Source organism: Mesorhizobium sp. M1143 (assembly GCF_040318435.1).
GTDB lineage: Bacteria > Pseudomonadota > Alphaproteobacteria > Rhizobiales > Rhizobiaceae > Mesorhizobium.
Map to the genome: position 1 here is coordinate 1 of NZ_JAMYMJ010000007.1, position 21,713 is coordinate 21,713.

A 21,713-nucleotide genomic window follows, 5' to 3' on the forward strand; every position below is an offset into this window, starting at 1 on the left:
CCCCGCCCCCCGGGGGGGCGGGGCCCGCCCGGCCCGGGCCGTGTGACCAGCCCGGGGCCTCAAAAACCCCCCCCCCCCCACCCCCCCCCCCCCCCCCAACCCGGGGGGCCGCCCCCCGCCGCCCGCCGCCCCCCACGACTTCATCGAGCATTTGCCCGATGGCTACGACACCGAGCTCGAGCAGCGCGGCGGCAATCTCTCGCTCGGCCAGCGCCAGCTGATCAGCTTTGCCCGCGCGCTGGTGGCGGACGCCAAGATCCTGGTGCTCGACGAGGCCACGGCGAGCATCGATTCCTACACCGAGATGCTGATCCAGAAGGCGCTGGTCACGCTGCTGGAGGGGCGCACCGGCCTGGTCATCGCCCATCGGCTGGCGACCATACGCGGCGCCGACCGCATCATCGTTTTACAGAACGGCGAGATCGTCGAAAGCGGCAACCACGAGCAGCTGATGGCGGCCAAGGGCCTCTATGCCAGGCTCTACAACATGAACTACGCATCGTTCGACGATATTGCCGAGGAAGACATAGGCGCGCTGGCCGGCAAGGCGACGTGAGCTGCTGCCGGTTCGGCTCGACTGGAAATGGTGCGGGGCCAAAACTCGTCGTCGACCAATTCGGCTTCAGATGTCGACACGTTTAAGCTCGCCTTCCAGCGTAAGCTCGGCGTCACGCCTGCCGGCGCGTTCGGGTGGACGAGCCGCCGGCCGCCTTAAGGGCGATCCCGCGCAAATTCTGAATTCTACGCGCCGCCCAGCGCGCGTGATGGCACGCCGAGCTTGCGCCTGAACCTCAGCAAACGCCGTGATGATGGCTTTCGTTCCTTAGCCGTCGGATGAAAATCGCCGGGGAACAGGAAGGCTTGCTGGGAGTTTAGTTCTTCGAGCCGCGCCGTGAACGGCGCGGCAGCGAAGGAGACGGCATATGGGCCTGGGTACCATTCTTATTATCATCCTGATCATCGCGTTGCTCGGCGGCTTCAGCGGCCTCGGCGGCGGCCCGTTCTACGGCACTGGTTACTATGGCGGCGGTGGCCTCGGGCTGGTGCTGATCATCGTGATCATTCTGGTTGTTCTCGGGCGAATATAGCGTCGCCATTGGCGGCCGCCGAGTTTCTACGGCGGCCGCGTTTTCGCCTGACATCGAGGTTTGAAGACATGGCAGCTGAAGACATTGCTGGTCCGGACTGGGCCGGCGTCGGCGCGAGCGAGAGCGAACGCGACGAGCTGGGATATCCTAATGGTGGCACTATCCGAAGGCGGCGGGCGTAAGCTGCAGACCCCGACACCCGCCTGGCGGCCGTGGCGTTCATCGAGGCGGATCGGACGCTTCGAGAAACCCAGGACGGCGACGAGGCGGGTCCGGCCTTTCTCGCTATTGTCGACAAGGGCAGCATCGGCCTGAAGGCCGCAATGGCAGGCACGCCTTACGCCTGAACGCGGTCAACCCGCCGTAACTCCGCCAGCAGAAACACCACCAGCACGCAGCACAGCAGGCCAAGCGACAATGGCAGTCCCTGATGTCCGGTCAGTTGCATCGCCAGCCCGGCCACGGGTGAGCCGACGATGCCGCCTACCCCCCATACGAACGCGAAGGCGGCATTGCCGGAGATCAAGGCTTGACCGGTGAAACGCTCGCCGAGCTGGATCAGCGACAGCGTGTAGATCCCGAACGAGACCCCGCCCCAGACGAAGAAGAGCGGCCAGACAAGCCATGTAGCGAAGAGCAACGGCAACAGCAAACAACCGGCCAGGCAAGCCAGGACACAGAACAGCATCATCGGCTTCGAGCCAAACCGTTCGGCGGCGCGCCCAAGCACGACCTGCAGCACGGCATTGCCGGCGATGAAACAGGTGATGAGCGAAGCGATGCGCTGCTCAGTGCTGCCGAGCGCGGCACCATAGACCGCGAACAGCGAAAGCAGGACTTGCTCGAAGGCGGCAGCCGTGAAGACTGCGAACAAGAGCAGCGGCGCCAGCGCGAAGAAGCCGCCGACCGACACCGCTTCGCCCTCACGCGGCATGTCGGGCAGGCGTGGCGCGACGGCAAGCACGATCAGGCCGCAGACAAGGAAGGCCGCGCTGCCGATGATGAAGGGTGGCCATCCTTGCGTGCCGACCAAGCCTAGCGACAGCGGGCCGAGGCCAAAGCCGGCGGAAACGATGGAGGAGTATAGGCCCATGATGCGGCCTCGGCGTGCGGCGGGTGTGATCGAGACCAGCCAGGTTTCACTGATCACGTAAAGCGGATTGGCAAAGAAGCCGAGCAGGAAGCGCAACGGCATCCAGGCCCATACATCCTGCGTCCAGGCAATCGCGATCAGGACGGTTGCTGCCAGGATCGAACACACAACCGCAAAGCGCGCCGCGCCCACCCGCCGGACCAGCGCCGGCGTGAAGAGCGACGATATAATGAAACCCAGAGGCGTCATCGCGGCCGAGAGGCCGATAAGGCCCGGTGTCGTCCCTTGCCGTTCCAGGATGAAGCTGAGCAGCGGATACGTCAGCCCCTGTGCTATGGCGAACACCGTAACTGTCGCGATGATGCCGGCCATCGCGGCCCATGCGATGAGGTTCTCCGGCGGTGACGTCGCGTCTTCGGCGCTCATGCCGACTTCGAAGCAGGATCGGCACGTTCCGGCAAGTGCAAATGCCGGCAAAACGCCGCGGTACGCCCAAACAGGCGGGCGGGTCTTATCCGCGACATCAGCTCACACTTGCCAGAAGCGTTTGACGATTTCGGCCTCGACCTGGCGTCTGGTCAGACCGATATCGTCGATCAGGTGCGGATTGGCCTCCGCCATCTGCTTGAGGTCCCAGCGAAAGCGTATCCGCTCGCGCCAGGCCGCGATCATGCCCCGCGGGCCCGTCGGACGCCGGCCCGATGACACCGCCTTTTCCGGCAAGGCTGCACGAGCAGAAGCAAGGGTATCGTTCATGGCAACCTCCATTCGGTTTGAGGGGCGACAGCCCTCGGCTTGAAAGAGGTTGAATTCTGCCGCATGCGGACGGCGCCGTAATTAAGCGCGGCCAAATAGTTCTCAAAAGTTCCAAAGCAGTTAGAGCACCTCGCCGATTCATCGAAACGACGAGGTGCTCAACTCCTTGTTTTGACGCCATACGTCCGTGAAGCGCTCTGCGCTTTCCCGTGGGAAAACCGCCTTCACACCTTTCCTGGAATTGCTCTATAGATGCGCGTTATGCAGGGATCGCGCTTTGCCTTTGGTCCGTTCGTGCTTGATCCGGGTGCGGGAACGCTCCTTCGGGACCAAGTTCCCGTCGCCGCCGGCCACCGCGGACTGCAGCTGCTGGCGGCGCTCGTCGCCCGGCCCGGCGAGATCGTGGCCAAGGCCGAGTTGATGGATGCGGCATGGCCAGGCACCGCCGTTGAGGAAGGCAACCTCACCGTCCAGATTGCGCAATTGCGCAAGCTGCTGGGTCCGGCCACGAACGGCGGAGAATGGATATCGACCGTTCCGCGCGTCGGCTATCGCTTCGCCGGCGCCATCGAACAGCTCGGCGACGAGAAGCGACAGGCTTTGCCGCTGCCCGCCAAACCGTCGATAGCCGTGCTGCCCTTTGCCAATTTCAGCAACGACCCCGAGCAGGAAGCCTTCGCCGACGGGTTGACCGAAGACCTGATCACCGACCTGTCGAGGATCGGCGGCCTGTTCGTCATCGCGCGCAACTCGACCTTTGCCTACAAGGGCAAGGCGGTGGATGTGCGCGAGGTCGCCAGAGAACTTGGCGTGCGCTATCTGTTGGAGGGCAGCGCCAGACGCGCCGCCGGGCGCGTGCGCATCAACGCCCAGCTGGTCGACGCGCTGAGCGGCGAGCATTTGTGGGCAGACCGCTTCGATCGCGGCCTGAAAGATATTTTTGCCGTTCAGGACGAGGTGACGGCCAAGATCGTCGAGGCGCTGCTTGGCCGGCTGCGCGCGCCGCTGCCGCGCAACCGGCCCCGAAATCTCGAGGCCTACGATCTGTGCGTGCGGGCCCGCAACCTGATCGACGTCTCGCCGGAGACGGCGCGCGAAGCGCATCTGTTGCTGACGCGCGCGCTTGCGCTCGATCCGGACTATGCCGAAGCCTATCGCTGGCTTGCCATGAACCACTGGATGGGATGGGTGCATTGGGGAGAGCCCATTGAGCCTGCCCGCGGCCTTGCCCTGGAACTGGCGCGCAAGGCTGTGGCGATCGATCCCAACGATGCCGGCTGCCACTGGGTGCTTGCCAACCTGCTTGCCTATGAGCGCAGATTCGACGAGGCGGATGTGGGATTTGCCAAGGCGTTCGAGCTCGACCCGAACGAGGCCGATGCCTGGGCGACATTGTCCGACATCGCGGTCCTGGCCGGGCGCGTCGAGGAGGGCCTCGACTATATCAGCAAGGCGTTCCGGCTGAACCCGTTTCCGGCAAGCTGGTACTATCTGACGCTCGGCCAGGCGCAATATGCGGCGCGCGACTATGAAGCCGCCGTCGAGACGACGCGCCGGGACGAGACGTATCGGACAAGCTCGCGCCGTTTCCTTGCGGCAAGCCTTGCGCAACTCGGCCGGATCGACGAGGCGCGCGCCGAGGTCGACCTGTTCCTCGTCGCGAACCCACATTTCACCACCCGTCACTGGGTCGAGACGGAGCCGTTCCGCGACACTGCCACGCTCGACCATTTCGTCGATGGCTTCCGAAAGGCCGGCCTTCCGGAGTGACGGACCGGCGTGCTGGATCGATGCCAGGCACCGTCGGTTGCGGATCAATCCTGCCAATGTTTGCACGTCGCGAGGCCGCTCGACCGATCTTGCTTCCGCGAGCAGTCATCCAACAGCGATTGCAGCGAAGCGGCGCGCGAAACCTCTGTCACGGTGAAGCCGGCTGGAACGGCCACGATCGATCCGGCCACGGGTGAGCGCTGGGTGGCGGCTGGCGACTGCCTGTTGCGCTCTCGTCTGCAATGCCGGCATCACGGTCGCCGTGGGCAATGATCGGCTTGCCTCATTGAGCTTTTAGCGACGCGCTCCGACAACTCGCGATGATTTTTCTAGATGCCATTTGTCGAAGCACGATCTTTTCCGAAAGCCGGTTTCCACTTTTCGGGACCATGCTCTAGCGGCTGTCTGTTTCTTGTTGCTGGCGCGATCGGAAGTCACCCGCACAACCTGGTTATCTGAGCGCCCTTTAGCTTCCTTGTTTGAGGTCGGCGGCGGGAGTAATAGTCGCCAAGGAATTGCGAGGAGGAAGAGATGACGCTGAACTTCGACCCGAAGGCGAAGGCCACGGCGTTGTACCATGGCGAATTCCGACCGATGTTCATTGGCGGCAAGTGGGTCGCGGCGCAGTCCGGCCACGGCATGCAGGCACTCAATCCGGCAACAGGCGAGGTGCTGGCGACAGTGCCGCGCGGCGGGGCTGCCGATATCGACTCGGCGGTGGCCGCCGCGCGCGCGGCCTTCGAAGGCTCATGGTCCAAATTCTCGCCCTACGAGCGGCAGTGCGTGCTGCTCAGGATCGCCGATCTCTTCGAGACGCATTGGGAAGAGCTCAGCGTTTCCGACACGCTGGATATGGGGCTGCCGATCACGCGCACGCTCGCTAACCGGCGCCGCGTCATCGGCATGCTGCGCTTCTATGCCGGCATGGCGACGGCGCTGCATGGCGAGACGATCGACAATTCGATTCCCGGCGAGATCGTCACCTTCACCCGGCGCGAGCCGGTGGGCGTCGTTGGTGCGATCATTCCCTGGAACGCGCCGACCGCCGCCTCGATTTGGAAGATCGCGCCGGCGCTGGCGACGGGCTGCACCATCGTGCTGAAACCGTCCGAGGATGCGTCGCTGACGCCGCTGCTGATCGCGCAACTGATGCAGGAAGCCGGCGTGCCCGACGGCGTCGTCAACGTCGTCACCGGCACCGGGGCCGAAGCCGGTGCGCGGCTCGCCGAACATCCAGACGTCAACAAGATCGTTTTCACCGGATCGACGCTGACCGGCCAGGCCATTGCGCGGGCAGCCGTGGCCAACCTCAAGCGCGTTTCGCTGGAACTCGGCGGCAAGTCGCCGATCATCGTCTGCCGCGACGCCGACATCGACAAGGCTGTTCCGATCGCGGCGATGGCGGTGTTCGTGCATTCGGGCCAGATCTGCATTGCAGGCTCGCGGCTGTTCGTGGCGCGCGAAATCCATGACGAGTTCGTCCGACGGCTCGCCGATTTCGCCGGCAGACTGCGAATCGGCCATGGCATCGAGGCCGAGACGGAAATCGGACCGCTCATCAATGCCAGGCAGGCAGCCAAGGTGGAGGGCTATATCAGGGCCGGCAGCGACGAAGGCGCCGAACTGGTCGCCGGCGGCTCGCGGCTGACCGGCGAGCTCTACGATGGCGGCAACTTCATTGCGCCGACGGTCTTCGGCGCCGTGTCGGACCAGATGACCATCGCGCGCGAGGAGATTTTCGGCCCGGTGATTTCGGCGATGCCCTTCGACACGCTCGACGAAGCGGTGGCGCGTGCCAATGCGACGCCCTATGGCCTGGCCGCCGGCATCTTCACGACACATCTGGGCACCGCGCACAAGCTTGCCCGCCGCGTCAAGGCCGGCTCGGTCTGGGTCAACATGTACCATGCCATCGACCCGGCGGTGCCGTTCGGCGGCATGAAGATGTCGGGCTATGGCCGTGAGGGCGGCATCGAGCATCTGCACGAGTATCTGGAGACCAAGTCGGTCTGGATCCAGACCGACTGATATTCGCGCGGCGTACTCTGCGAAATCACGATGAAACCAAAACGGCCAGGACGGCGGCGCAGTCACCGGCTTTGACCAGGCCGGGGAAATGCCGCGCCGCCAGAATGCCGGACATTTTTGCCCGGATTTCCTGCGGAGCGATGCCGGTGCGGCCGGTGGAATGGATGCGCCCCAGCACCGAGCCTTCTTTCACAGGCTCGCCGAGATCGACCATGGTTTCGATCATGCCGTCGTCCTCGGCGAAGGAGAAGCAATCGCCCGACGGCATGTCGAGCCACTGCGTCGGGCTCTTCTCTACTGCACCGGCGACAATGCCGGCATGACGCAGCACATTGCTGATGCCGCGCCGCGCAATCCGCACCGTCTGTGCGCGCGAGGTGCCGCCGCCACCAAGCTCGGTGCTGACGAAGACCTTGCCCATTTCCTCCGCCGCCGTGTCGTACATGCCGACGGAGTCGATCTCGATCATGCGCATCGAGAACGGAGCCGCGAATGCGGCGACCGCGTCGAAGGCTTTCTGCTCCAGTGCCTTGTCGGGCACCGTGTGCGCGGCACAGAAGGGCACGAAATCCAGCGTCCTGCCGCCGGAGTGGAAATCGAAGACGAGGTCGGCGCGCGGCAGCAGTTCGCGTTGAAAGTAGTCGGCGATCTTCTCGGTCACCGTGCCGTCGGGGCGGCCGGGAAAGCTGCGGTTCATATTGCCCTTGTCGATCGGCGACGTCCGGGTGCCGGCGCGGAAGGCCGGATAGTTCATCGCCGGCACAATGATCACCGTGCCGCTGACCTGTTTGGGATCGAGCGTGCGGGCAAGATCGTAGAGCGCCAGCGGCCCCTCATACTCGTCGCCATGGTTGCCGCCGGTGAGCAGCGCGGCCGGCCCCTTGCCGTTGCGGATGACGCAGATCGGGATCATCACCGAGCCCCAGGCCGAGTCGTCGCGGCTGTAGGGCAGGCGCAGGAAACCATGTTGCACGCCGTCCTTGTCGAAATCGACGGTCGGCGCGATCGGAGATGGGCGGAGGCTAGGCATCGGGCTCAATTCTTCACCACAAGTTTGCGCGGTACATTGGCGAGGCACTCTACACCGGTTTCGGTGATCAGGATGGATTCGGTGATTTCCAGTCCCATCGTCTCCAGCCACAGGCCGGTCATGAAATGGAAGGTCATGCCGGGCTTGAGTTCGGTGCGGTCGCCGGGGCGCAGGCTCATGGTGCGTTCGCCCCAATCCGGCGGATAGGATAGGCCGATGGAGTAGCCGGTGCGGTTGTCCTTGACGATGCCGTATTTCTTCAACACGGCGAAAAAGGCATTGGCGATGTCCTCGCAGGCATTGCCGGGTTTCGCCGCCGCAAGCCCCGCCTCCATGCCTTCCAGCGTCGCCTTCTCGGCATCGAGGAATTCCTGTGTCGGCTTGCCGAGAAAGACGGTGCGCGACAGCGGGCAATGGTAGCGGTTGTAGCAGCCGGCGATCTCGAAGAAGGTGCCCTCGCCCGACTTCATCGGCTGGTCGTCCCAGGTGAGATGTGGCGCCGAGGCGTCGGCGCCCGACGGCAGCAGCGGCACGATCGCCGGATAGTCGCCGCCGACGCCATCGACACCGCGCGTGCCGGCATCGTAGATCTCGGCGACCAGATCGCATTTGCGCATGCCGACCTGGATCTTGTCGACGATGCGCTGGTGCATGGCTTCGACGATGCGGGCCGCCTTGCGCATATAGTCGATTTCAGTCGGGCTCTTCACCGCGCGCTGCCAATTGACCAGCGCTGTCGCGTCGACGAAGCGGGCGTTGGGCAGGTGCTTCTGCAACGCGGCGAAGGCGGCAGCCGAGAACCAGTAATTGTCCATCTCGACGCCGACGGTCAGCTTGCCCCAGCCGCGATCACTAAGCACGCTTGCCAAAAAATCCATCGGGTGGCGCTCGGTCGACTGCACGTAGTGGTCGGCATAGCCGACGATGTTGTCATGCGCGAGATAGGCGGTGCGCTTGGCGCCATTGGCATCCTGGCCGCGACCGTACCAGACCGGCTCGCCCGATGGTGGCACGATCACCGCCTGATGCACATAGAACGACCAGCCATCATAGCCGGTCAGCCAGGCCATGTTGGATGGGTCGCTGATAACAAGCAGATCGACGCCTTTCCCCTCCATGGCTTTTCGCGTCTTGGCGAGGCGATCCGCAAATTCGGCGCGCGAGAATTTCAGGTTCGGTTGCATTGTTCTTGGTCCTCGTTTGTTGGGCCTTGCGACCAGCATCAGCTTTCAAAAATGGTTCCGGCATTGGCCGCCCGCGCCCGGTCGCGAGCGAGCGTGGCGATCGCCGTATCCTGCACGCCGGTGCCGGTGAGGTCGGCAATGGTGATATCGCTGGGTGAGCGCCTTCCGTGCCGTTCGCCGGCGATGATCTGGCCGAGTTCGGTGACCTCGGCATCGGCTCCCATCACGCCCGATGCGATGGCGTGATGCAGTTCTCCCAGACGCCGTGTCTGCTTGGCGCTGTCGGCGACATAGAGATCGGCCATGCGCAGGATCGCCGGCGCGATCTCGTTCTTGTGTTCGGCATCCGAGCCCATGGCGGTGATGTGCTGCCCGGCAACGACAAAGCCGGCCTTGATCAGCGGCTCGGTCGACGGCGTGGTGGTGACGATGATGTCGGCGCCGATGGTTGCTTTGGCTGCATCCGGCTCGGCGCGCACGAGGACGCCAAGTTCTTCGCGCAGCGCGCCTGCGGCCGCCTCCGCCTTGACGGCATCGCGCGCCCAGATACGTGCCTCGGCGATCGGCCGCACCAACATGAGCGCTTCGAGTTGCAGCCCGGCTTGCACGCCGGCGCCGAAGATTGCGGCGACGGACGAATCCGGCCGCGACAGATGCTTCGCCGCGACGGCGCCGGCAGCAGCGGTGCGGACATCTGTGAGATAGCCATTGTCCAGCAGCAGCGCCTCGACCACACCGGTTCTTGCCGAGAGCAACACCATCATGCCGCCCCCGCTGGGCAGACCGAGCTTCGGATTGTCGAAGAAGCCGGAGCTTATCTTAACGGCGAAACCGTCTATTCCAGGCACATAGGCCGACTTCACATCGACCTCGCCGCGCTGCTCGTGAATGTCCAACCGCAGGATCGGCGGCATCGCCACCGGCAATGTGGCGAGCGCGCAGAAAGCGTTTTCGACGCAGGCGACCGCGTCGAGATCGAGCGGCACGATTGTGCGCAGTTCCTTCTCGGTGAGGATGGTCATCGGACTCATGTGTCGCGCTCCGTACTAGCGCGCACGACGAAGGATAGTGTTCCGTCACACCCCCCTCTGGCCTGCCGGCCATCTCCCCCGCAAGGGGGGAGATTGGACTGCACTCCTGCCTTCGCCAATCTCCAGCGCAGCAAGAACAGCGACCGCATCGAAGCTGCCGATCTCCCCCCTTGCGGGGGAGATGTCCGGCAGGACAGAGGGGGGTGGGCGGGAATTCGGCGTGGGAGAGCTTTCATGCCGCGCGCTCCGCGATTGCGTCACCGCAGACGATCTTGCGATGCGTGTTCATGTCGATATTGCGGCCCGAGAGAAGAACGACCACCGGCCCGGTCGCCCTGACCTTGCCGGCGAGTAGCGCAGCGATGCCGACCGCACCGGCGCCTTCGACGATCTCGCGCTCCTGTTCATAGGCATGTCGGATGCCGGCGGCGATCTCGTCCTCGGTGAGCAGGATGACGTCGTCGAGCAGATCGCGGCACATGGCGAAGGTCAGCCGGTTGTCGAGACCGATGCCGCCGCCGAGCGAATCCGCCAGTGTCGGCAGTTCTTCAACCTCGACCGGCCGGCCGGCGTCGAGGCTGGCCTTCATCGCAGCGCCACGTTCCATCGAAACGCCGATCACTTTTGTCCTGGGGCTAGTGCCTTTGATAGCTGCGGCGATGCCCGAGGCCAAGCCGCCACCGGAAAGCTGGACGAGGACGAGAGCGGCATCCGGGACCTGCTCGATCATCTCCAGTCCAAGCGTGCCCTGCCCAGCGATGATGGCCGGGTGGTCGAAGGGCGGCAGCATCACCAGTCCCTCCTGCGCCACCAGCCGTTCGACCTCCTGCTGCGCCTCGTCCTGACTGTTGCCGATGATGCGGACATCCGCGCCAAGCCGACGGATTTCGTCGAGCTTGTTGCCCGGCACCAGTCGCGACATGCAGATCACCGCACGCATGCCTTCGAGCTTCGCAGCATGGGCCAGCGCACGGCCATGATTGCCGGTCGACGCCGCGACCACGCCGCGCGCCTTCTCCTCGGCGCTCAGCGAAGCAACGGCATTCGAGGCGCCGCGCAGCTTGAAGCTGCCGGTGGTCTGGCGGTGTTCAAGCTTGAGGTGGACGGGGATGCCCAGTCGTTCGGAAAGGCTGTGAGATAACCCTGTCGGCGTGCGTTCGATTTTGCCGGCAATTCGCTCCCGGGCGGCACGAATATCGTTAAGGGTGACTGTCGTCATGATCGTCAATCGCGCGGCAAAGGCAGCGTCATCAGACGGCCAAATTCGGGATGCGACGTCCCGTCGCCACACAACCGCAAACAATTCCAGGCGCTGGCCTGATTGCTGGTGACGACCGGGCGGTCGATCGCCTGTTCCATGCCGGGAACCGCGAGCGCTCCGCGCAATGCGGTGCAGGACACGAACAGTGCATCGGCCTGCGCATGCGTCGCCTCACGAGCCAGGTCGACGATCGCTGCCGGCGCAATGCGCGCCATCTCGCGATCGTCCTCGAAGCCGAGGCAGGTGAAGCTGACGATCTCAAAGCCGCGCTCGCCGAAATACGTCGCCATCGGCCTGGAGGTTTCGACGGTGTAAGGGGTGAGGATGCTGATCTTTTTCGCGCCCAGCGCCTGCAGCCCGCGCACGCCGGCCATCGGCGGCGTGACGACGGGAACACCCGGCTTGGCAGACTGGATCGCGGCCTCGATTTCAGCGTCGCCAATCACCACCGAGGCCGAGGTGCAGGAGTAGCAGATCGCGTCGAGCGGCTCATCGGGCAGGATGAGGGCAGCACCCGCCGCCAGCTCGGGCTGCATCTTGCGGAGATTCTCGGGTGTGGTCGGATTCTTGTAGGGAATGCGCGCGACATAGACGCCGACCCGCTCGCTCGCCACCATGCGGCGGAAATCCGGTTCGCTGGTGTGGTCGGTGGCAAGGATGATCAGGCCGACGCGCTTTTCCAGCGGGCGCGCATCGAGCGCCGGCCTTGTCGGCATCAGCCTGATCTCGGGCAGCGGTTTCATCTTGAGAATTACCTTTCGATCTTGCCGTAGCGATGTTCCAGCCAGCGCAGCAGCACGACCGAGAAGAGGCTGATGACGAGGAAGAAAGCGCCGACCAGCGTGATCGGCTCAATGTAGCGATAGTAGGTGTTGGCGACGCTCTTTGCCTGGTTCATCAGCTCCAGCACGGTGATTGCCGATAGCAGCGGTGTCTCCTTGAACATGGCGATGAAATAATTGGCCAGCGCCGGGATCATCGGTGGGATCGCTTGCGGAATGATGATGTTGGTCCAGGTCTGCGTGGCGCTCAGATTGCAGGCCTTGGCCGCCTCCCACTGGCCGCGCGGCACGTTGTCGATGCCGGCGCGATAGACTTCCGCCGTGTAGGTGCCGTAGTGCAGGCCGAGCCCGATGACGCCGGCGACCAGCGGCGGCAACAGGATGCCGAAATCCGGCAGGACATAGAAGATGAAATAAAGTTGCACCAGAAGTGGCGTGCCGCGGATGAATTCGGCCGCCCAGCCGACGGTGCGCGACAGGACCTTGTTGGGCGAGCGTCGCGCCAGCGCGATGCCCAGACCCACGATAGCGGCCAGCACGGAGCCGAGCAGCGTTGCCAGGATGGTGATCTTCACGCCCTGGATCAGCGTCGGCAGGATCTCCCAGACGAAGTTCCAGTCCCAATCCATCAGACGCGCACCCCGTCGAGGCCGCGCGCCATGCGGCGTTCCAGAGAACGCACGCCCCAGGAGATGATCAGCGCCAGGGCGAAATAGATGATCAGGATGGTGGTGAACGGCGCCAGCGTGTTGCCGGTCTGCGAGCGCACGACCTGCGCCTGAAAGGTGAGATCGGCGAGCGAGATCAGCGACACCACGGAGGTCGCCTTGAGCAGTTCGATGGCATTGTTGCCGAAGGTCGGCAGCATGACCAGCAGCGCCTGCGGCAGGATGACATGGCGCATGCCTTGCCAGCGGCCGAGGTTGAGCGCGATGCAGGCCTCATATTGTTCGCGGCCGACCGACTGGATGGCGCCGCGTACCACCTCGGCCGCATAGGCGCCGACATTGAGGCCCAGCGCCAGCACACCCGCCTGCAGCGGGGTCAGTTCGAGGCCGATCAACGGCAACACGAAATAGGCAAAAAACAGCTGCACGAAGATCGAGGTGCCGCGGAAGAATTCTATATAGGCGGTGGCCAGCCAGCGCAGCGCAAAGAAGCGCGACACGCGGCCCATGCCGGCGAGGAAGGCCATGATCAGGGCGAGCACCGACCCCATCAGCGTCAGCTCGATGGTGACAAGCGCTCCCTGCAATATCAGGCCGAGGTAGCCGGACCACTGGGTCATTCGGGTTCCAACGTTGGCGGTTAGCTTCCTTCTCCCCGTTCACGGAGAGAAGATGCCAGTCCACCCTCCGAAGCTGCAGCGCAGCTGCTGCGGAGGACGGGCAGGCAGATGAGGGGCAGCGCTAAATTCTCAGAACCTGGCGCCGCCCCTCATCCGGCCCTTCGGGCCACCTTCTCCCCGTGAACAGGGAGAAGGCAAAAACGGCGCTATTTCGCCGCGCAGAGCTTGTCCCGCGTGGTCGACATCGCGGCTGCGGCCGAGAAGCCGTAGGGCTCGATGATCTTGGCGAACTCGCCGGATTTCTTCAGCTTGGCGAGCTCGACATCGAAGGCATCGCGCAGGGCCTCATCGCCTTTCTTGAAGGCGGCGCCGTCGCAATAGACCGGCGCGCCGACCACTGGGGCGATGACTTCGAGGTTCGGATCGTTGGCTTTCTTGACGAGGTCGTTGATCGACAGGACGGGAAGCGAATAGGCATCGATGCGACCGTCCTGCAGCATCTTCAGGCCGCTCTGGCCGTCCGGCACGACGATGACGCGCTCGCGCGGCACGCCGGCGTTGAGCGCCAGCTTCTCCTCGGTGCCGCCACCGGGCGCGCCAATGGTGGCTGACGTGTCCTTGGCGACGTCCTCGTAGCTCTTGAAGCCCTTCGGATTGCCCTTCTTGACCAACATCGCCTCGGCGTCGCACAGCACCGGCTCGGAATAGACGACCGCCGCGCAACGCTCCGGCTTCATGAACAGGCCGGCGGTGACGACGTCGAAGCGGCCGGCCTGCAGGCCGGGGATCATCGCGCCATATTCGGAGATCGAAGCGACGATGTCGGCAACACCGAGACGCTTGAAGACCTCGCGCGCCACGTCGGGCGCCGCACCCGAAACTTTGCCGTCGGCGGCGACCGCAGTGTAGGGCGGCTCGTTGGCGATGGCGACGCGGGCAAAGCCCTGCGCCTTCAATTGCTCGAGCTTGCCGTCATCGGCCGAACCGGTGCCCGACGCGGCGAGCACCGCCGTCAGTGCGAGACCGGCGACACCGGCCAGAATGCCAAGTTTCTTCATTGTTCCCAACTCCTTGTTGTCTTCTTGGTTTTGTCTGGGGCGGTCTTCCGCCCCGCAAAGCGGTCAGACACGATGTCCGGCTGCGATGATCTTCTTCAGGAAGCCTTGCGTGCGCTCCTGCTTTGGATGGCGGAAAATCTCGTCTGGTTTGCCCTCTTCGACGATCTTGCCGCGGTCGAAGAACAGCACGCGGTCGGCGAAGTCGTGGGCAAAGCCCATCTCGTGGGTGACCAGCAGCATGGTCATGTCGGTCTCTGCGGCGAGCTTGCGCATGACATTCATCACCTCCTCGACCAGCTCCGGATCGAGGGCCGACGTCACCTCGTCGAACAGCATGATCTTCGGCGACAATGCCAGCGCACGGGCAATCGCCACGCGCTGCTTCTGGCCGCCGGACAGCTGCGCCGGCATCGACTTCGCCTTGTCGGCCATGCCGACCATGTCGAGCAGTTCCATGGCCCGCTTTTCAGCGGCGGCGCGAGGCGTGCCCTTGGTCAGCATCGGCGCCAGCGTGACGTTATCCATGACGCATTTGTGCGGAAACAGATTGAACAGCTGGAAGACCATGCCGATCTTCTGCCGCATCTTGGTCAGGTGCCGCTCGTCGGCGGGCAGCAGCTGGCCGTTGCGCTCCATGTGATAGAGCTGCTCGCCATCGATCTGGATATGGCCGCCGTCGATCTTCTCCAGCGTCATCAGGATTCGCAGGATCGTCGTCTTGCCCGAGCCGGACGGGCCGATCAGCGCCAGCTTCTCGCCGGGCATGACCTGCATCGACAGGCCGTCCAGTACCTTGAACGAGCCGAAGCTCTTCGAAATGGCGTCGACCTTGATGATGGGTGAGGACAAATGAATTTCCCCTGCTGGAGAAGCCTGTGCCCTTAACGATGCGGAACGCGCCAAATCATGTCAATTGGGAAAATAAAATCATGACAATATTTCCGGCACTGCATGATTCCAGAGCAATTCCCGCTTAGATTGCGAGCAGCAGATGCTCCGGATCGCCAAGCAGCAACTTGGTGACAACGCCGAGGCCGGCGCGCAGTTCCCCCTCGGTGGTCGAGCCGAGCGAGATGCGCACCGCCGGATGCCAGGGCGCATCCGAGATGCGGAAGGAGGTGCCGGGCGCGATCGCCACGCCTTGCAGGCGGGCCTGGGCGACGAAGCTTTCCTCGGCACGGTCCGCGGGCAGTTGCAACCAGACATGCAGCCCGTCGCGCCTGGCGCGATAACCAACCCCGCCCAGCACCTCGGCTGCGATGTCCTGGCGGCGGCGCAATGCCGCGCGCTGCCAGCGAACGAGTTCCATCGCCGTGCCGTCGGTCACCCATTTGGTGGCGATCTCGGCCACCAGCGGCGTCGCCATCCAGTTCGACACCAGATGCCGGTTGGCAACGGCGGCGACATAGCGGTCGGGCGCCGCGAGATAGCCGATGCGCAGGCCAGGTACGGTGATCTTGGTGAAGGAAGTGACGTAGAGCGTGCGCTCCGGCGCAAAGGCGGCGACCGGCGGCGGCCGGTCCTCGACCAGCGGACCCAGCACATCGTTCTCGATGATGGCGATGTCGTGCTTGCGCGCGACCGCGGCGATCTCTTCGCGCCGCCGAGCGTCCATCAGCGTCGCCGTCGGGTTGATCACCGACGGTTGCACGAATACCGCGCGAATGTCGGTGAGCCGGCAGACCTCGTCCAACGCCTCCGGGATCAGGCCATTGCCGTCGATCGGCAGGCCTTCCAGGTTGAAGCCGAGATAGCGCGCCAGCGGCACCAGCGTGTGGTGGCCGATAGCCTCGGTGGCGACGGTCGAGCCCGGCGGCGCCACGCTCATCAGCGCTACGGTCATCCCAGCAGTGGCGCCGTTGGTCAGGCTGATATTCTGCGCGGAGACGTCAAGCCCGCACAGTTTCAGCCATTCGACCGCCACCGCGCGGTGGCGCGGAAACACCATGTTGGGCCGAAACGACAGCGCCGAACTCGATGGCAGGTTTTCGGCCAGCCAGCCCAGCGCCTGCTTCAGCCGCTCCAGATGCATCGGCTCGCAGACCGGCTTCAGGATCGATAGGTCGATGACCTCGCCGAGGCGCTCCGGCAGATAGGGCGGCTCCGGTTCACGGCGCTGCGTCTGGACAAAGCTGCCGCGGCCGATCTCGCCCGAAATCAGGCCGCGCCGGATCAGTTCTTCGTAGGCGCGGCTGACCGTCTGCACCGACAGTTTTAAATCGTCTGCCAGCCTTCGATGCGTTGGCAGCCGCGCGCCATTGGCCAGCCGCCCGTCATGAATGGCGCGGGCGAACTGGTCGGCCAGCGATTGATAGGCTGGCCGGCGGAGGAGCGCAGGGTCGGGTTGCCATAATGTCATGACTTAATAGAGATCGAAATCAGTGCAATTGACAATCGAAATAATGCGCCGTCATGGTGATGCCGACAAAAAGCGGACGCCGATGACATCGAAACTCGACGCGGTCGACCTCAGGATACTCGACGCCATCCAGCGCGACGGGCGCATCACCAAGCTGGCGCTGGCCGAACAGGTCGGGCTGTCGCCGACGCCGTGCTGGATGCGGCTGCGCAAGCTGGAGAAGGCCGGCATCGTCTCGGGCTACCACGCCAGGATCGCCATGCGCGTCGTGGCGCCGGTCGCCACCGTGCTGATGGAGGTGACGCTGGCCAGCCATCGCCAGGCCGATTTCGATCGCTTCGAACGCGTCATCCGCGATATCCCCGAAATCGTCGCCTGCTGGTCGGTGGGCGGCGGCGTCGACTATGTGGTGAAGGTGATGACGCGCGACATCGACGCCTATCAGCGGCTGGTCGACGGCCTGCTGGAGCGCGAGATCGGCATCGACCGCTACTTCACCTACATCGTCACCAAGACGGTGAAGGACGAAATCGTGCTACCGATATCCGACCTGTTGCCGGCGTCGGCATAAGCCCGGAGAGAATGTCTGTCGGGACGGCACAATAGAGAGAGTCTCTCTCCTTCAGGGCGTCGAAACAGTCTCTCTGTCTGGATGTGACGGATAGTCTTCCCGCATCGTCCGAACCGGGAGGCCTCGACCATGTCCGCGCATTTTGCCCGCTCGCATCGCCATGAGGCGCTCGACCGCCTCTCCGACCGCCGGCTGCTGCGCGAGCTCGCCTATGTCGACGGTCACTGGACGGCAAGCGGAGCGGCGAAGAGTTTCGAGGTTACCGATCCGGCGACCGGCACCACTGTCGCATTTGTCGCGGCGCTCGATGCCGGGCAGACGACCAAAGCAATCGGTGCCGCCGCGCGTGCCTTCCCGGCTTGGCGGTCACTGCTGCCGCAGGAGCGGTCCAGAATTCTGCGAAAATGGTTCGAGCTGATCGTTGCAGCCAAGGATGATCTGGCCCTGCTGATGACACTGGAACAGGGCAAGCCGCTGCAGGAATCGTTTGGCGAAATCGACTACGCCGCCTCCTTCGTCGAGTGGTATGCCGAAGAGGCAAAGCGCCTCAACGCCGAGAGCGTCACCAGCCATCTGCCCAAAGCGGAAATGATGGTGCGACGAGAGCCGCTCGGCGTTGTCGGCGTCGTCACGCCCTGGAATTTTCCGGCGGCGATGCTGACCCGCAAGGCGGCGGCCGCCCTTGCCGCCGGCTGCACCATCGTCGCGCATCCTTCATCCGAGACGCCGCTGTCGGCGCTGGCGCTGGCGGAACTTGGCGAGCGCGCCGGCATCCCCGCCGGTGTCTTCAACGTCATCACCGGAAAGGCTGCAACCATCGTCGGCCGCATGTGCGAAGACCCGCGCGTTCGCGCCATAAGCTTCACCGGCTCGACCGAGTTCGGCCGGCTGATCGCGGCGCAAAGCGCGCCGACGATGAAGCGGCTGGTGATGGAGCTTGGGGGCCACGCGCCGCTGATCGTCTTTGCCGATACCGATCTGGACAAGGCGGTGAGCATCGCCATCGATGCCAAATTCGCCACCTCCGGCCAGGACTGCCTCGCCGCCAACCGCATCTATGTCCAGCGCCCGATCTACGATCGCTTCTGCGCCGCTTTTGCCAGGCGTATCGAGGCGCTGCGCACCGGCAACGGCCTTACCGACAAGATCGACATCGGGCCGCTGATGCATGAGCGTGCCGTCGCAAGGGTCGAAGAGCAGGTCGCCCATGCCATCGCTCGTGGCGCGCGCTGTCTCACCGGCGGCAAGCGGCATCAGGCCGGGCCGCTGTTCTACCAGCCGACGCTGCTGGCCGATGTCAGCGACGAAGCGCTGATCATGCGCGAGGAGACCTTTGGGCCGGTCGCCGCCGTCACGCCGTTCGACAGTGAGGACGAAGTGATCGCCCGTGCCAACGCCACAGAATATGGCCTGGTTGCCTATGTCGTTACCGAGAACGGCGCCCGCCAGCAGCGCCTGGGCCGCGCGCTCGACTACGGCATGGTCGCTATCAACCGCGTCAAGATCACCGGCGCGCCGATCCCATTCGGCGGCGTCAAGCAATCCGGCATCGGCCGCGAAGGCTCGCGCCATGGGCTCGAAGCTTTCGCCGATCTGAAGTACCTCTGCCTGGACGTCGCATAAGTCCGTCCGGCCATCTCTCAAGGAGTCAAAAAATGCTCGACCAATCCAACGAACTCAATGCCTGGGATCGCGACCACTTCTTCCATCCTTCGACCCATATGGGCACGCATGCGCGGGGTGAATCGCCGACCCGCATCATGGCCGGCGGCGAAGGCGTCACCGTCTGGGACAACAATGGCAGGAAGAGCATCGATGCCTTTGCCGGTCTCTATTGCGTCAATGTCGGCTATGGCCGCCAGAAGATCGCCGACGCGATCGCCACCCAGGCGAAGAACCTCGCCTACTACCACGCCTATGTCGGCCACGGGACCGAGGCCTCGATCACGCTGGCCAAGATGATCATCGACCGCGCGCCGAAGGGCATGTCGAGGGTCTATTTCGGCCTCTCGGGTTCGGATGCCAACGAGACCAACATCAAGCTGATCTGGTACTACAACAACGTGCTTGGGCGGCCGGAGAAGAAGAAGATCATCTCGCGCTGGCGCGGCTATCACGGTTCGGGCGTGATGACGGGATCACTGACCGGGCTCGACCTGTTCCATAACGCCTTCGACCTGCCGCGCGCGCCGGTCCTGCACACCGAAGCGCCCTACTATTTCCGCCGCGCCGACCGCTCGATGAGCGAGGAGCAGTTCTCGCAGCATTGCGCCGACAGACTGGAAGAGATGATCCTGGCCGAAGGTCCCGAAACCGTCGCCGCCTTCATCGGCGAGCCGATCCTCGGTACTGGCGGCATCGTGCCGCCGCCGGCCGGCTACTGGGAGAAGATCCAGGCGGTGCTGAAGAAGTATGACGTGCTGCTGGTCGCCGACGAGGTGGTGACGGGCTTCGGCCGTCTGGGCACCATGTTCGGCTCCGACCATTACGGCATCAAGCCGGACCTCATCACCATCGCAAAGGGGCTGACCTCGGCCTATGCGCCGCTGTCGGGTGTCATCGTTGCCGACAAGATGTGGCAGGTGCTGGTGCAGGGCTCCGACAAGCTCGGTTCGCTCGGCCATGGCTGGACCTATGCCGCGCATCCGATCTGCGTCGCCGCAGGTGTCGCCAATCTCGAACTGATCGACGAACTGGACCTGGTAACGAACGCCGGTGAGACCGGCGCTTATTTCCGCGCCGAACTGACCAAGGCTGTCGGCGGGCACAGACACGTCGGCGACGTGCGCGGCGATGGCATGCTGGCGGCGGTCGAATTTGTCGCCGACAAGGACGACCGGGTGTTCTTCGACGCCTCGCTCAAGATCGGGCCGCAAGTGGCGACAGCACTTGCCGCCAGCGGCGTCATCGGCCGCGCCATGCCGCAGGGCGACATACTAGGCTTCGCGCCGCCGCTCTGCCTGACGCGTGAGGAAGCCGACATCGTCGTTTCGAAAACCGCCGATGCCGTCAACAGCGTGTTTTCCAATCTCTGAGATCGACCATGAATGCCATGACCAAGACCCTCCCCGCCACCATGGCCGCCGTGCTGCTCACCGGGCATGGCGGGCCGGAAAAGCTCGTCTATCGCAGCGATGTGAAAGTGCCTGTGCCTGCCGCCGGCGAGGTGCTGGTTAAGGTCAGCGCTTGCGGTATGAACAACACCGATGTCTGGGTACGCCAGGGCGCCTATGGCACGGAGGAGGACGCTGCCGCCGTGTCGACGTGGCGGCGGCAAGGCAACACGCTTACCTTCCCGCGCATCCAGGGCACCGACACGGTCGGCACCATCGCTGCCGTCGGCGAAGGCGTTTCCCCGGGCCGTATCGGCGAACGGGTAATGGTCGATTTTTCGATCTACAACCGCGACGACGATTCCCTCGCCGACATTGACTATATGGGCCACGGTCGCGACGGCGGGTACGCCGAGTACCAGACGGTGCCGGGCGAGAATGCGCATTTCGTCGATACTGACATGAGCGACGTCGAACTCGCCACCTTCTGCTGCGCCTACCTCACCGGCGAACAGATGCTGGAGCGCGCCGGGCTGAAAGCCGGCGAACGCGTGCTGGTCACCGGCGCCTCAGGCGGCGTCGGTTCCGGCATCGTGCAGCTGGCGCGGGCGCGCGGCGCCATTCCCTATGCGGTCGTCGGCAAGGGCAAGGAGCAGGCGGTGCGCGACATCGGCGCCGAAGCGGTCATTACCCGTGGGGTTGCCGATCTTCCCGCCGCCGTGAATGAAGCCACTGGCGACCAGCCGATCGATGTGGTCGCTGATCTCGTCGGCGGCGCGATCTTCAACGACCTGCTGCGCATCCTGCGACCTGAAGGCCGCTACACCACCGCCGGCGCCATCGCCGGCCCGGTCGTGCAGCTCGATCTCAGGACCATGTATCTCAAGCAGCTGCAACTGCACGGATCGAGCCAGGGCACGCGCGCCGACTTCCGCCGCATCATTGGATACATCGAAGCGAAGAAAATCCGGCCGCTGGTCGGCGGCGTCTACAGGCTCTCCGATTTTCACAAGGCGCAGGCAGACTTTGTTGCCAAGGACTTCGTCGGCAAGCTGGTGATCGTGCCGGACGCCATGTGGAACCCGAATATCCGCACATAACGCCCCTACGTCAGAGCTCGTCGTAAACGGCATCATCAACACCTTGCGGCGTGGAGTCGTCGAAACCCAGCATGCGGTTGGTGACGTAGCCGAATCCGACACCGGCGCCGGGATCGGCAAAACCGAGGGCGCCGCCCCAGCCGCCATCGCAGCGACGCGCGGCTGGCATAGGCGGCGTCGTCGAGTTGAAAGCCGGCGGCGAATTGTCGGCGCTTGAGACATAGCGCGCATGAGGCGAACCGGAATCATCGCAACGAATGC

General features: G+C 64.3%; 21 protein-coding genes and 1 pseudogene. 9 read left to right on the forward strand and 13 right to left on the reverse strand.

What is annotated here, in order from left to right:
* Window positions 1-133 precede the first annotated feature (133 nt).
* The 3 genes and pseudogenes from NKH35_RS07845 to NKH35_RS07855 form a co-directional block, all read left to right on the forward strand.
* Window positions 134-556 (forward strand): annotated as a pseudogene (locus tag NKH35_RS07845) (ATP-binding cassette domain-containing protein); the annotation flags it as partial.
* A gap of 367 nt (window positions 557-923) precedes the next feature.
* Window positions 924-1,088, forward strand: a complete 165-nt coding sequence (locus NKH35_RS07850) for a DUF3309 family protein (protein ID WP_023667887.1) — start codon at window positions 924-926, stop codon at window positions 1,086-1,088.
* Between the two features lie 212 nt (window positions 1,089-1,300).
* Window positions 1,301-1,435, forward strand: coding sequence for a hypothetical protein (locus NKH35_RS07855; RefSeq protein ID WP_023682661.1), 135 nt, complete (start codon window positions 1,301-1,303; stop codon window positions 1,433-1,435).
* On the opposite strand, the gene NKH35_RS07860 is transcribed toward NKH35_RS07855, so the two are convergent.
* Both NKH35_RS07860 and NKH35_RS07865 read right to left on the reverse strand, forming a co-directional pair.
* Window positions 1,426-2,607 carry an MFS transporter gene (locus NKH35_RS07860; protein ID WP_023732226.1) on the reverse strand — a complete coding sequence of 394 codons (1,182 nt, stop codon included), beginning with the start codon at window positions 2,605-2,607 and terminating at the stop codon, window positions 1,426-1,428. The two genes, NKH35_RS07855 and NKH35_RS07860, sit on opposite strands and share 10 nt — an antisense overlap.
* A 102-nt stretch (window positions 2,608-2,709) precedes the next feature.
* The gene (locus tag NKH35_RS07865; protein WP_023692229.1) at window positions 2,710-2,937 is read right to left on the reverse strand and encodes a DUF1127 domain-containing protein; all 228 of its coding nucleotides are present in this window, start codon (window positions 2,935-2,937) and stop codon (window positions 2,710-2,712) included.
* Between the two features lie 252 nt (window positions 2,938-3,189).
* Here NKH35_RS07865 and NKH35_RS07870 point away from each other — a divergent pair, with 252 nt between their 5' ends.
* Window positions 3,190-4,707: a winged helix-turn-helix domain-containing tetratricopeptide repeat protein gene (locus tag NKH35_RS07870; RefSeq protein ID WP_352537124.1), complete on the forward strand. Its 1,518-nt coding sequence runs from the start codon at window positions 3,190-3,192 to the stop codon at window positions 4,705-4,707.
* Window positions 4,708-5,238: 531 nt separating this feature from the next.
* Complete coding sequence (locus tag NKH35_RS07875; protein WP_352914039.1) at window positions 5,239-6,735, forward strand: aldehyde dehydrogenase family protein; 1,497 nt, start codon at window positions 5,239-5,241, stop codon at window positions 6,733-6,735.
* Window positions 6,736-6,760: 25 nt separating this feature from the next.
* Here the strand turns inward: NKH35_RS07875 and doeB are convergent, their stop codons facing one another.
* The 10 genes from doeB to ehuR form a co-directional block, all read right to left on the reverse strand.
* Window positions 6,761-7,765 carry a N(2)-acetyl-L-2,4-diaminobutanoate deacetylase DoeB gene (gene doeB, locus NKH35_RS07880; protein ID WP_023823547.1) on the reverse strand — a complete coding sequence of 335 codons (1,005 nt, stop codon included), beginning with the start codon at window positions 7,763-7,765 and terminating at the stop codon, window positions 6,761-6,763.
* 5 nt (window positions 7,766-7,770) lie between these two features.
* Window positions 7,771-8,949 (reverse strand): ectoine hydrolase DoeA, encoded by a 1,179-nt coding sequence (gene doeA, locus NKH35_RS07885; protein WP_023823548.1) that lies wholly within the window; start codon window positions 8,947-8,949, stop codon window positions 7,771-7,773.
* Between the two features lie 38 nt (window positions 8,950-8,987).
* Complete coding sequence (locus NKH35_RS07890) at window positions 8,988-9,980, reverse strand: cyclodeaminase (RefSeq protein WP_352914041.1); 993 nt, start codon at window positions 9,978-9,980, stop codon at window positions 8,988-8,990.
* A 232-nt stretch (window positions 9,981-10,212) separates the two neighbouring features.
* Window positions 10,213-11,199: a hydroxyectoine utilization dehydratase EutB gene (gene eutB, locus NKH35_RS07895; protein ID WP_352498037.1), complete on the reverse strand. Its 987-nt coding sequence runs from the start codon at window positions 11,197-11,199 to the stop codon at window positions 10,213-10,215.
* Window positions 11,200-11,204: 5 nt separating this feature from the next.
* Complete coding sequence (gene eutA, locus NKH35_RS07900; RefSeq protein ID WP_023686971.1) at window positions 11,205-11,984, reverse strand: ectoine utilization protein EutA; 780 nt, start codon at window positions 11,982-11,984, stop codon at window positions 11,205-11,207.
* An 8-nt stretch (window positions 11,985-11,992) separates the two neighbouring features.
* Window positions 11,993-12,652, reverse strand: coding sequence for an ectoine/hydroxyectoine ABC transporter permease subunit EhuD (gene ehuD / locus NKH35_RS07905; RefSeq protein ID WP_023686970.1), 660 nt, complete (start codon window positions 12,650-12,652; stop codon window positions 11,993-11,995).
* On the reverse strand, window positions 12,652-13,311 hold the full coding sequence (ehuC, locus tag NKH35_RS07910; RefSeq protein ID WP_023667875.1) for an ectoine/hydroxyectoine ABC transporter permease subunit EhuC: 660 nt from the start codon (window positions 13,309-13,311) through the stop codon (window positions 12,652-12,654). Before ehuC ends, ehuD begins: the two co-directional genes overlap by 1 nt.
* A 206-nt stretch (window positions 13,312-13,517) precedes the next feature.
* Window positions 13,518-14,369, reverse strand: coding sequence for an ectoine/hydroxyectoine ABC transporter substrate-binding protein EhuB (gene ehuB, locus NKH35_RS07915; RefSeq protein ID WP_352914045.1), 852 nt, complete (start codon window positions 14,367-14,369; stop codon window positions 13,518-13,520).
* Window positions 14,370-14,432: 63 nt separating this feature from the next.
* On the reverse strand, window positions 14,433-15,218 hold the full coding sequence (gene ehuA / locus NKH35_RS07920; RefSeq protein ID WP_023682675.1) for an ectoine/hydroxyectoine ABC transporter ATP-binding protein EhuA: 786 nt from the start codon (window positions 15,216-15,218) through the stop codon (window positions 14,433-14,435).
* A gap of 124 nt (window positions 15,219-15,342) precedes the next feature.
* The gene (gene ehuR, locus NKH35_RS07925; protein WP_023732236.1) at window positions 15,343-16,728 is read right to left on the reverse strand and encodes a MocR-like ectoine utilization transcription factor EhuR; all 1,386 of its coding nucleotides are present in this window, start codon (window positions 16,726-16,728) and stop codon (window positions 15,343-15,345) included.
* Between the two features lie 82 nt (window positions 16,729-16,810).
* On the opposite strand from ehuR, the gene NKH35_RS07930 reads away from it, so the two are divergent.
* The 4 genes from NKH35_RS07930 (at window position 16,811) to NKH35_RS07945 (ending at window position 21,452) form a co-directional block, all read left to right on the forward strand.
* A complete protein-coding gene (locus NKH35_RS07930; protein WP_023732237.1) occupies window positions 16,811-17,299 on the forward strand; it encodes an Lrp/AsnC family transcriptional regulator in 489 nt (162 codons plus the stop codon).
* Between the two features lie 129 nt (window positions 17,300-17,428).
* Window positions 17,429-18,922 carry an NAD-dependent succinate-semialdehyde dehydrogenase gene (locus NKH35_RS07935; protein ID WP_352914048.1) on the forward strand — a complete coding sequence of 498 codons (1,494 nt, stop codon included), beginning with the start codon at window positions 17,429-17,431 and terminating at the stop codon, window positions 18,920-18,922.
* A 32-nt stretch (window positions 18,923-18,954) separates the two neighbouring features.
* On the forward strand, window positions 18,955-20,334 hold the full coding sequence (locus NKH35_RS07940) for an aspartate aminotransferase family protein (protein WP_023682678.1): 1,380 nt from the start codon (window positions 18,955-18,957) through the stop codon (window positions 20,332-20,334).
* Between the two features lie 8 nt (window positions 20,335-20,342).
* A complete protein-coding gene (locus tag NKH35_RS07945; protein ID WP_023745633.1) occupies window positions 20,343-21,452 on the forward strand; it encodes an alcohol dehydrogenase family protein in 1,110 nt (369 codons plus the stop codon).
* Window positions 21,453-21,462: 10 nt separating this feature from the next.
* Here NKH35_RS07945 and NKH35_RS07950 read toward each other — a convergent pair whose 3' ends face one another.
* The gene (locus tag NKH35_RS07950) at window positions 21,463-21,621 is read right to left on the reverse strand and encodes a hypothetical protein (protein ID WP_196814892.1); all 159 of its coding nucleotides are present in this window, start codon (window positions 21,619-21,621) and stop codon (window positions 21,463-21,465) included.
* Window positions 21,622-21,713 lie beyond the last annotated feature (92 nt).

Coding starts and splice junctions, on each gene's coding strand:
- NKH35_RS07850 (WP_023667887.1), top strand. CDS start 924: ATGGGCCTGGGTACCATTCTTATTATCATCCTGATCATCGCGTTGCTC.
- NKH35_RS07860 (WP_023732226.1), bottom strand. CDS start 2,607: ATGAGCGCCGAAGACGCGACGTCACCGCCGGAGAACCTCATCGCATGG.
- NKH35_RS07865 (WP_023692229.1), bottom strand. CDS start 2,937: ATGAACGATACCCTTGCTTCTGCTCGTGCAGCCTTGCCGGAAAAGGCG.
- NKH35_RS07870 (WP_352537124.1), top strand. CDS start 3,190: ATGCGCGTTATGCAGGGATCGCGCTTTGCCTTTGGTCCGTTCGTGCTT.
- NKH35_RS07875 (WP_352914039.1), top strand. CDS start 5,239: ATGACGCTGAACTTCGACCCGAAGGCGAAGGCCACGGCGTTGTACCAT.
- doeB (WP_023823547.1), bottom strand. CDS start 7,765: ATGCCTAGCCTCCGCCCATCTCCGATCGCGCCGACCGTCGATTTCGAC.
- doeA (WP_023823548.1), bottom strand. CDS start 8,949: ATGCAACCGAACCTGAAATTCTCGCGCGCCGAATTTGCGGATCGCCTC.
- NKH35_RS07890 (WP_352914041.1), bottom strand. CDS start 9,980: ATGAGTCCGATGACCATCCTCACCGAGAAGGAACTGCGCACAATCGTG.
- eutB (WP_352498037.1), bottom strand. CDS start 11,199: ATGACGACAGTCACCCTTAACGATATTCGTGCCGCCCGGGAGCGAATT.
- eutA (WP_023686971.1), bottom strand. CDS start 11,984: ATGAAACCGCTGCCCGAGATCAGGCTGATGCCGACAAGGCCGGCGCTC.
- ehuD (WP_023686970.1), bottom strand. CDS start 12,652: ATGGATTGGGACTGGAACTTCGTCTGGGAGATCCTGCCGACGCTGATC.
- ehuC (WP_023667875.1), bottom strand. CDS start 13,311: ATGACCCAGTGGTCCGGCTACCTCGGCCTGATATTGCAGGGAGCGCTT.
- ehuB (WP_352914045.1), bottom strand. CDS start 14,369: ATGAAGAAACTTGGCATTCTGGCCGGTGTCGCCGGTCTCGCACTGACG.
- ehuR (WP_023732236.1), bottom strand. CDS start 16,728: ATGACATTATGGCAACCCGACCCTGCGCTCCTCCGCCGGCCAGCCTAT.
- NKH35_RS07930 (WP_023732237.1), top strand. CDS start 16,811: ATGACATCGAAACTCGACGCGGTCGACCTCAGGATACTCGACGCCATC.
- NKH35_RS07935 (WP_352914048.1), top strand. CDS start 17,429: ATGTCCGCGCATTTTGCCCGCTCGCATCGCCATGAGGCGCTCGACCGC.
- NKH35_RS07940 (WP_023682678.1), top strand. CDS start 18,955: ATGCTCGACCAATCCAACGAACTCAATGCCTGGGATCGCGACCACTTC.
- NKH35_RS07945 (WP_023745633.1), top strand. CDS start 20,343: ATGAATGCCATGACCAAGACCCTCCCCGCCACCATGGCCGCCGTGCTG.
- NKH35_RS07950 (WP_196814892.1), bottom strand. CDS start 21,621: ATGCCAGCCGCGCGTCGCTGCGATGGCGGCTGGGGCGGCGCCCTCGGT.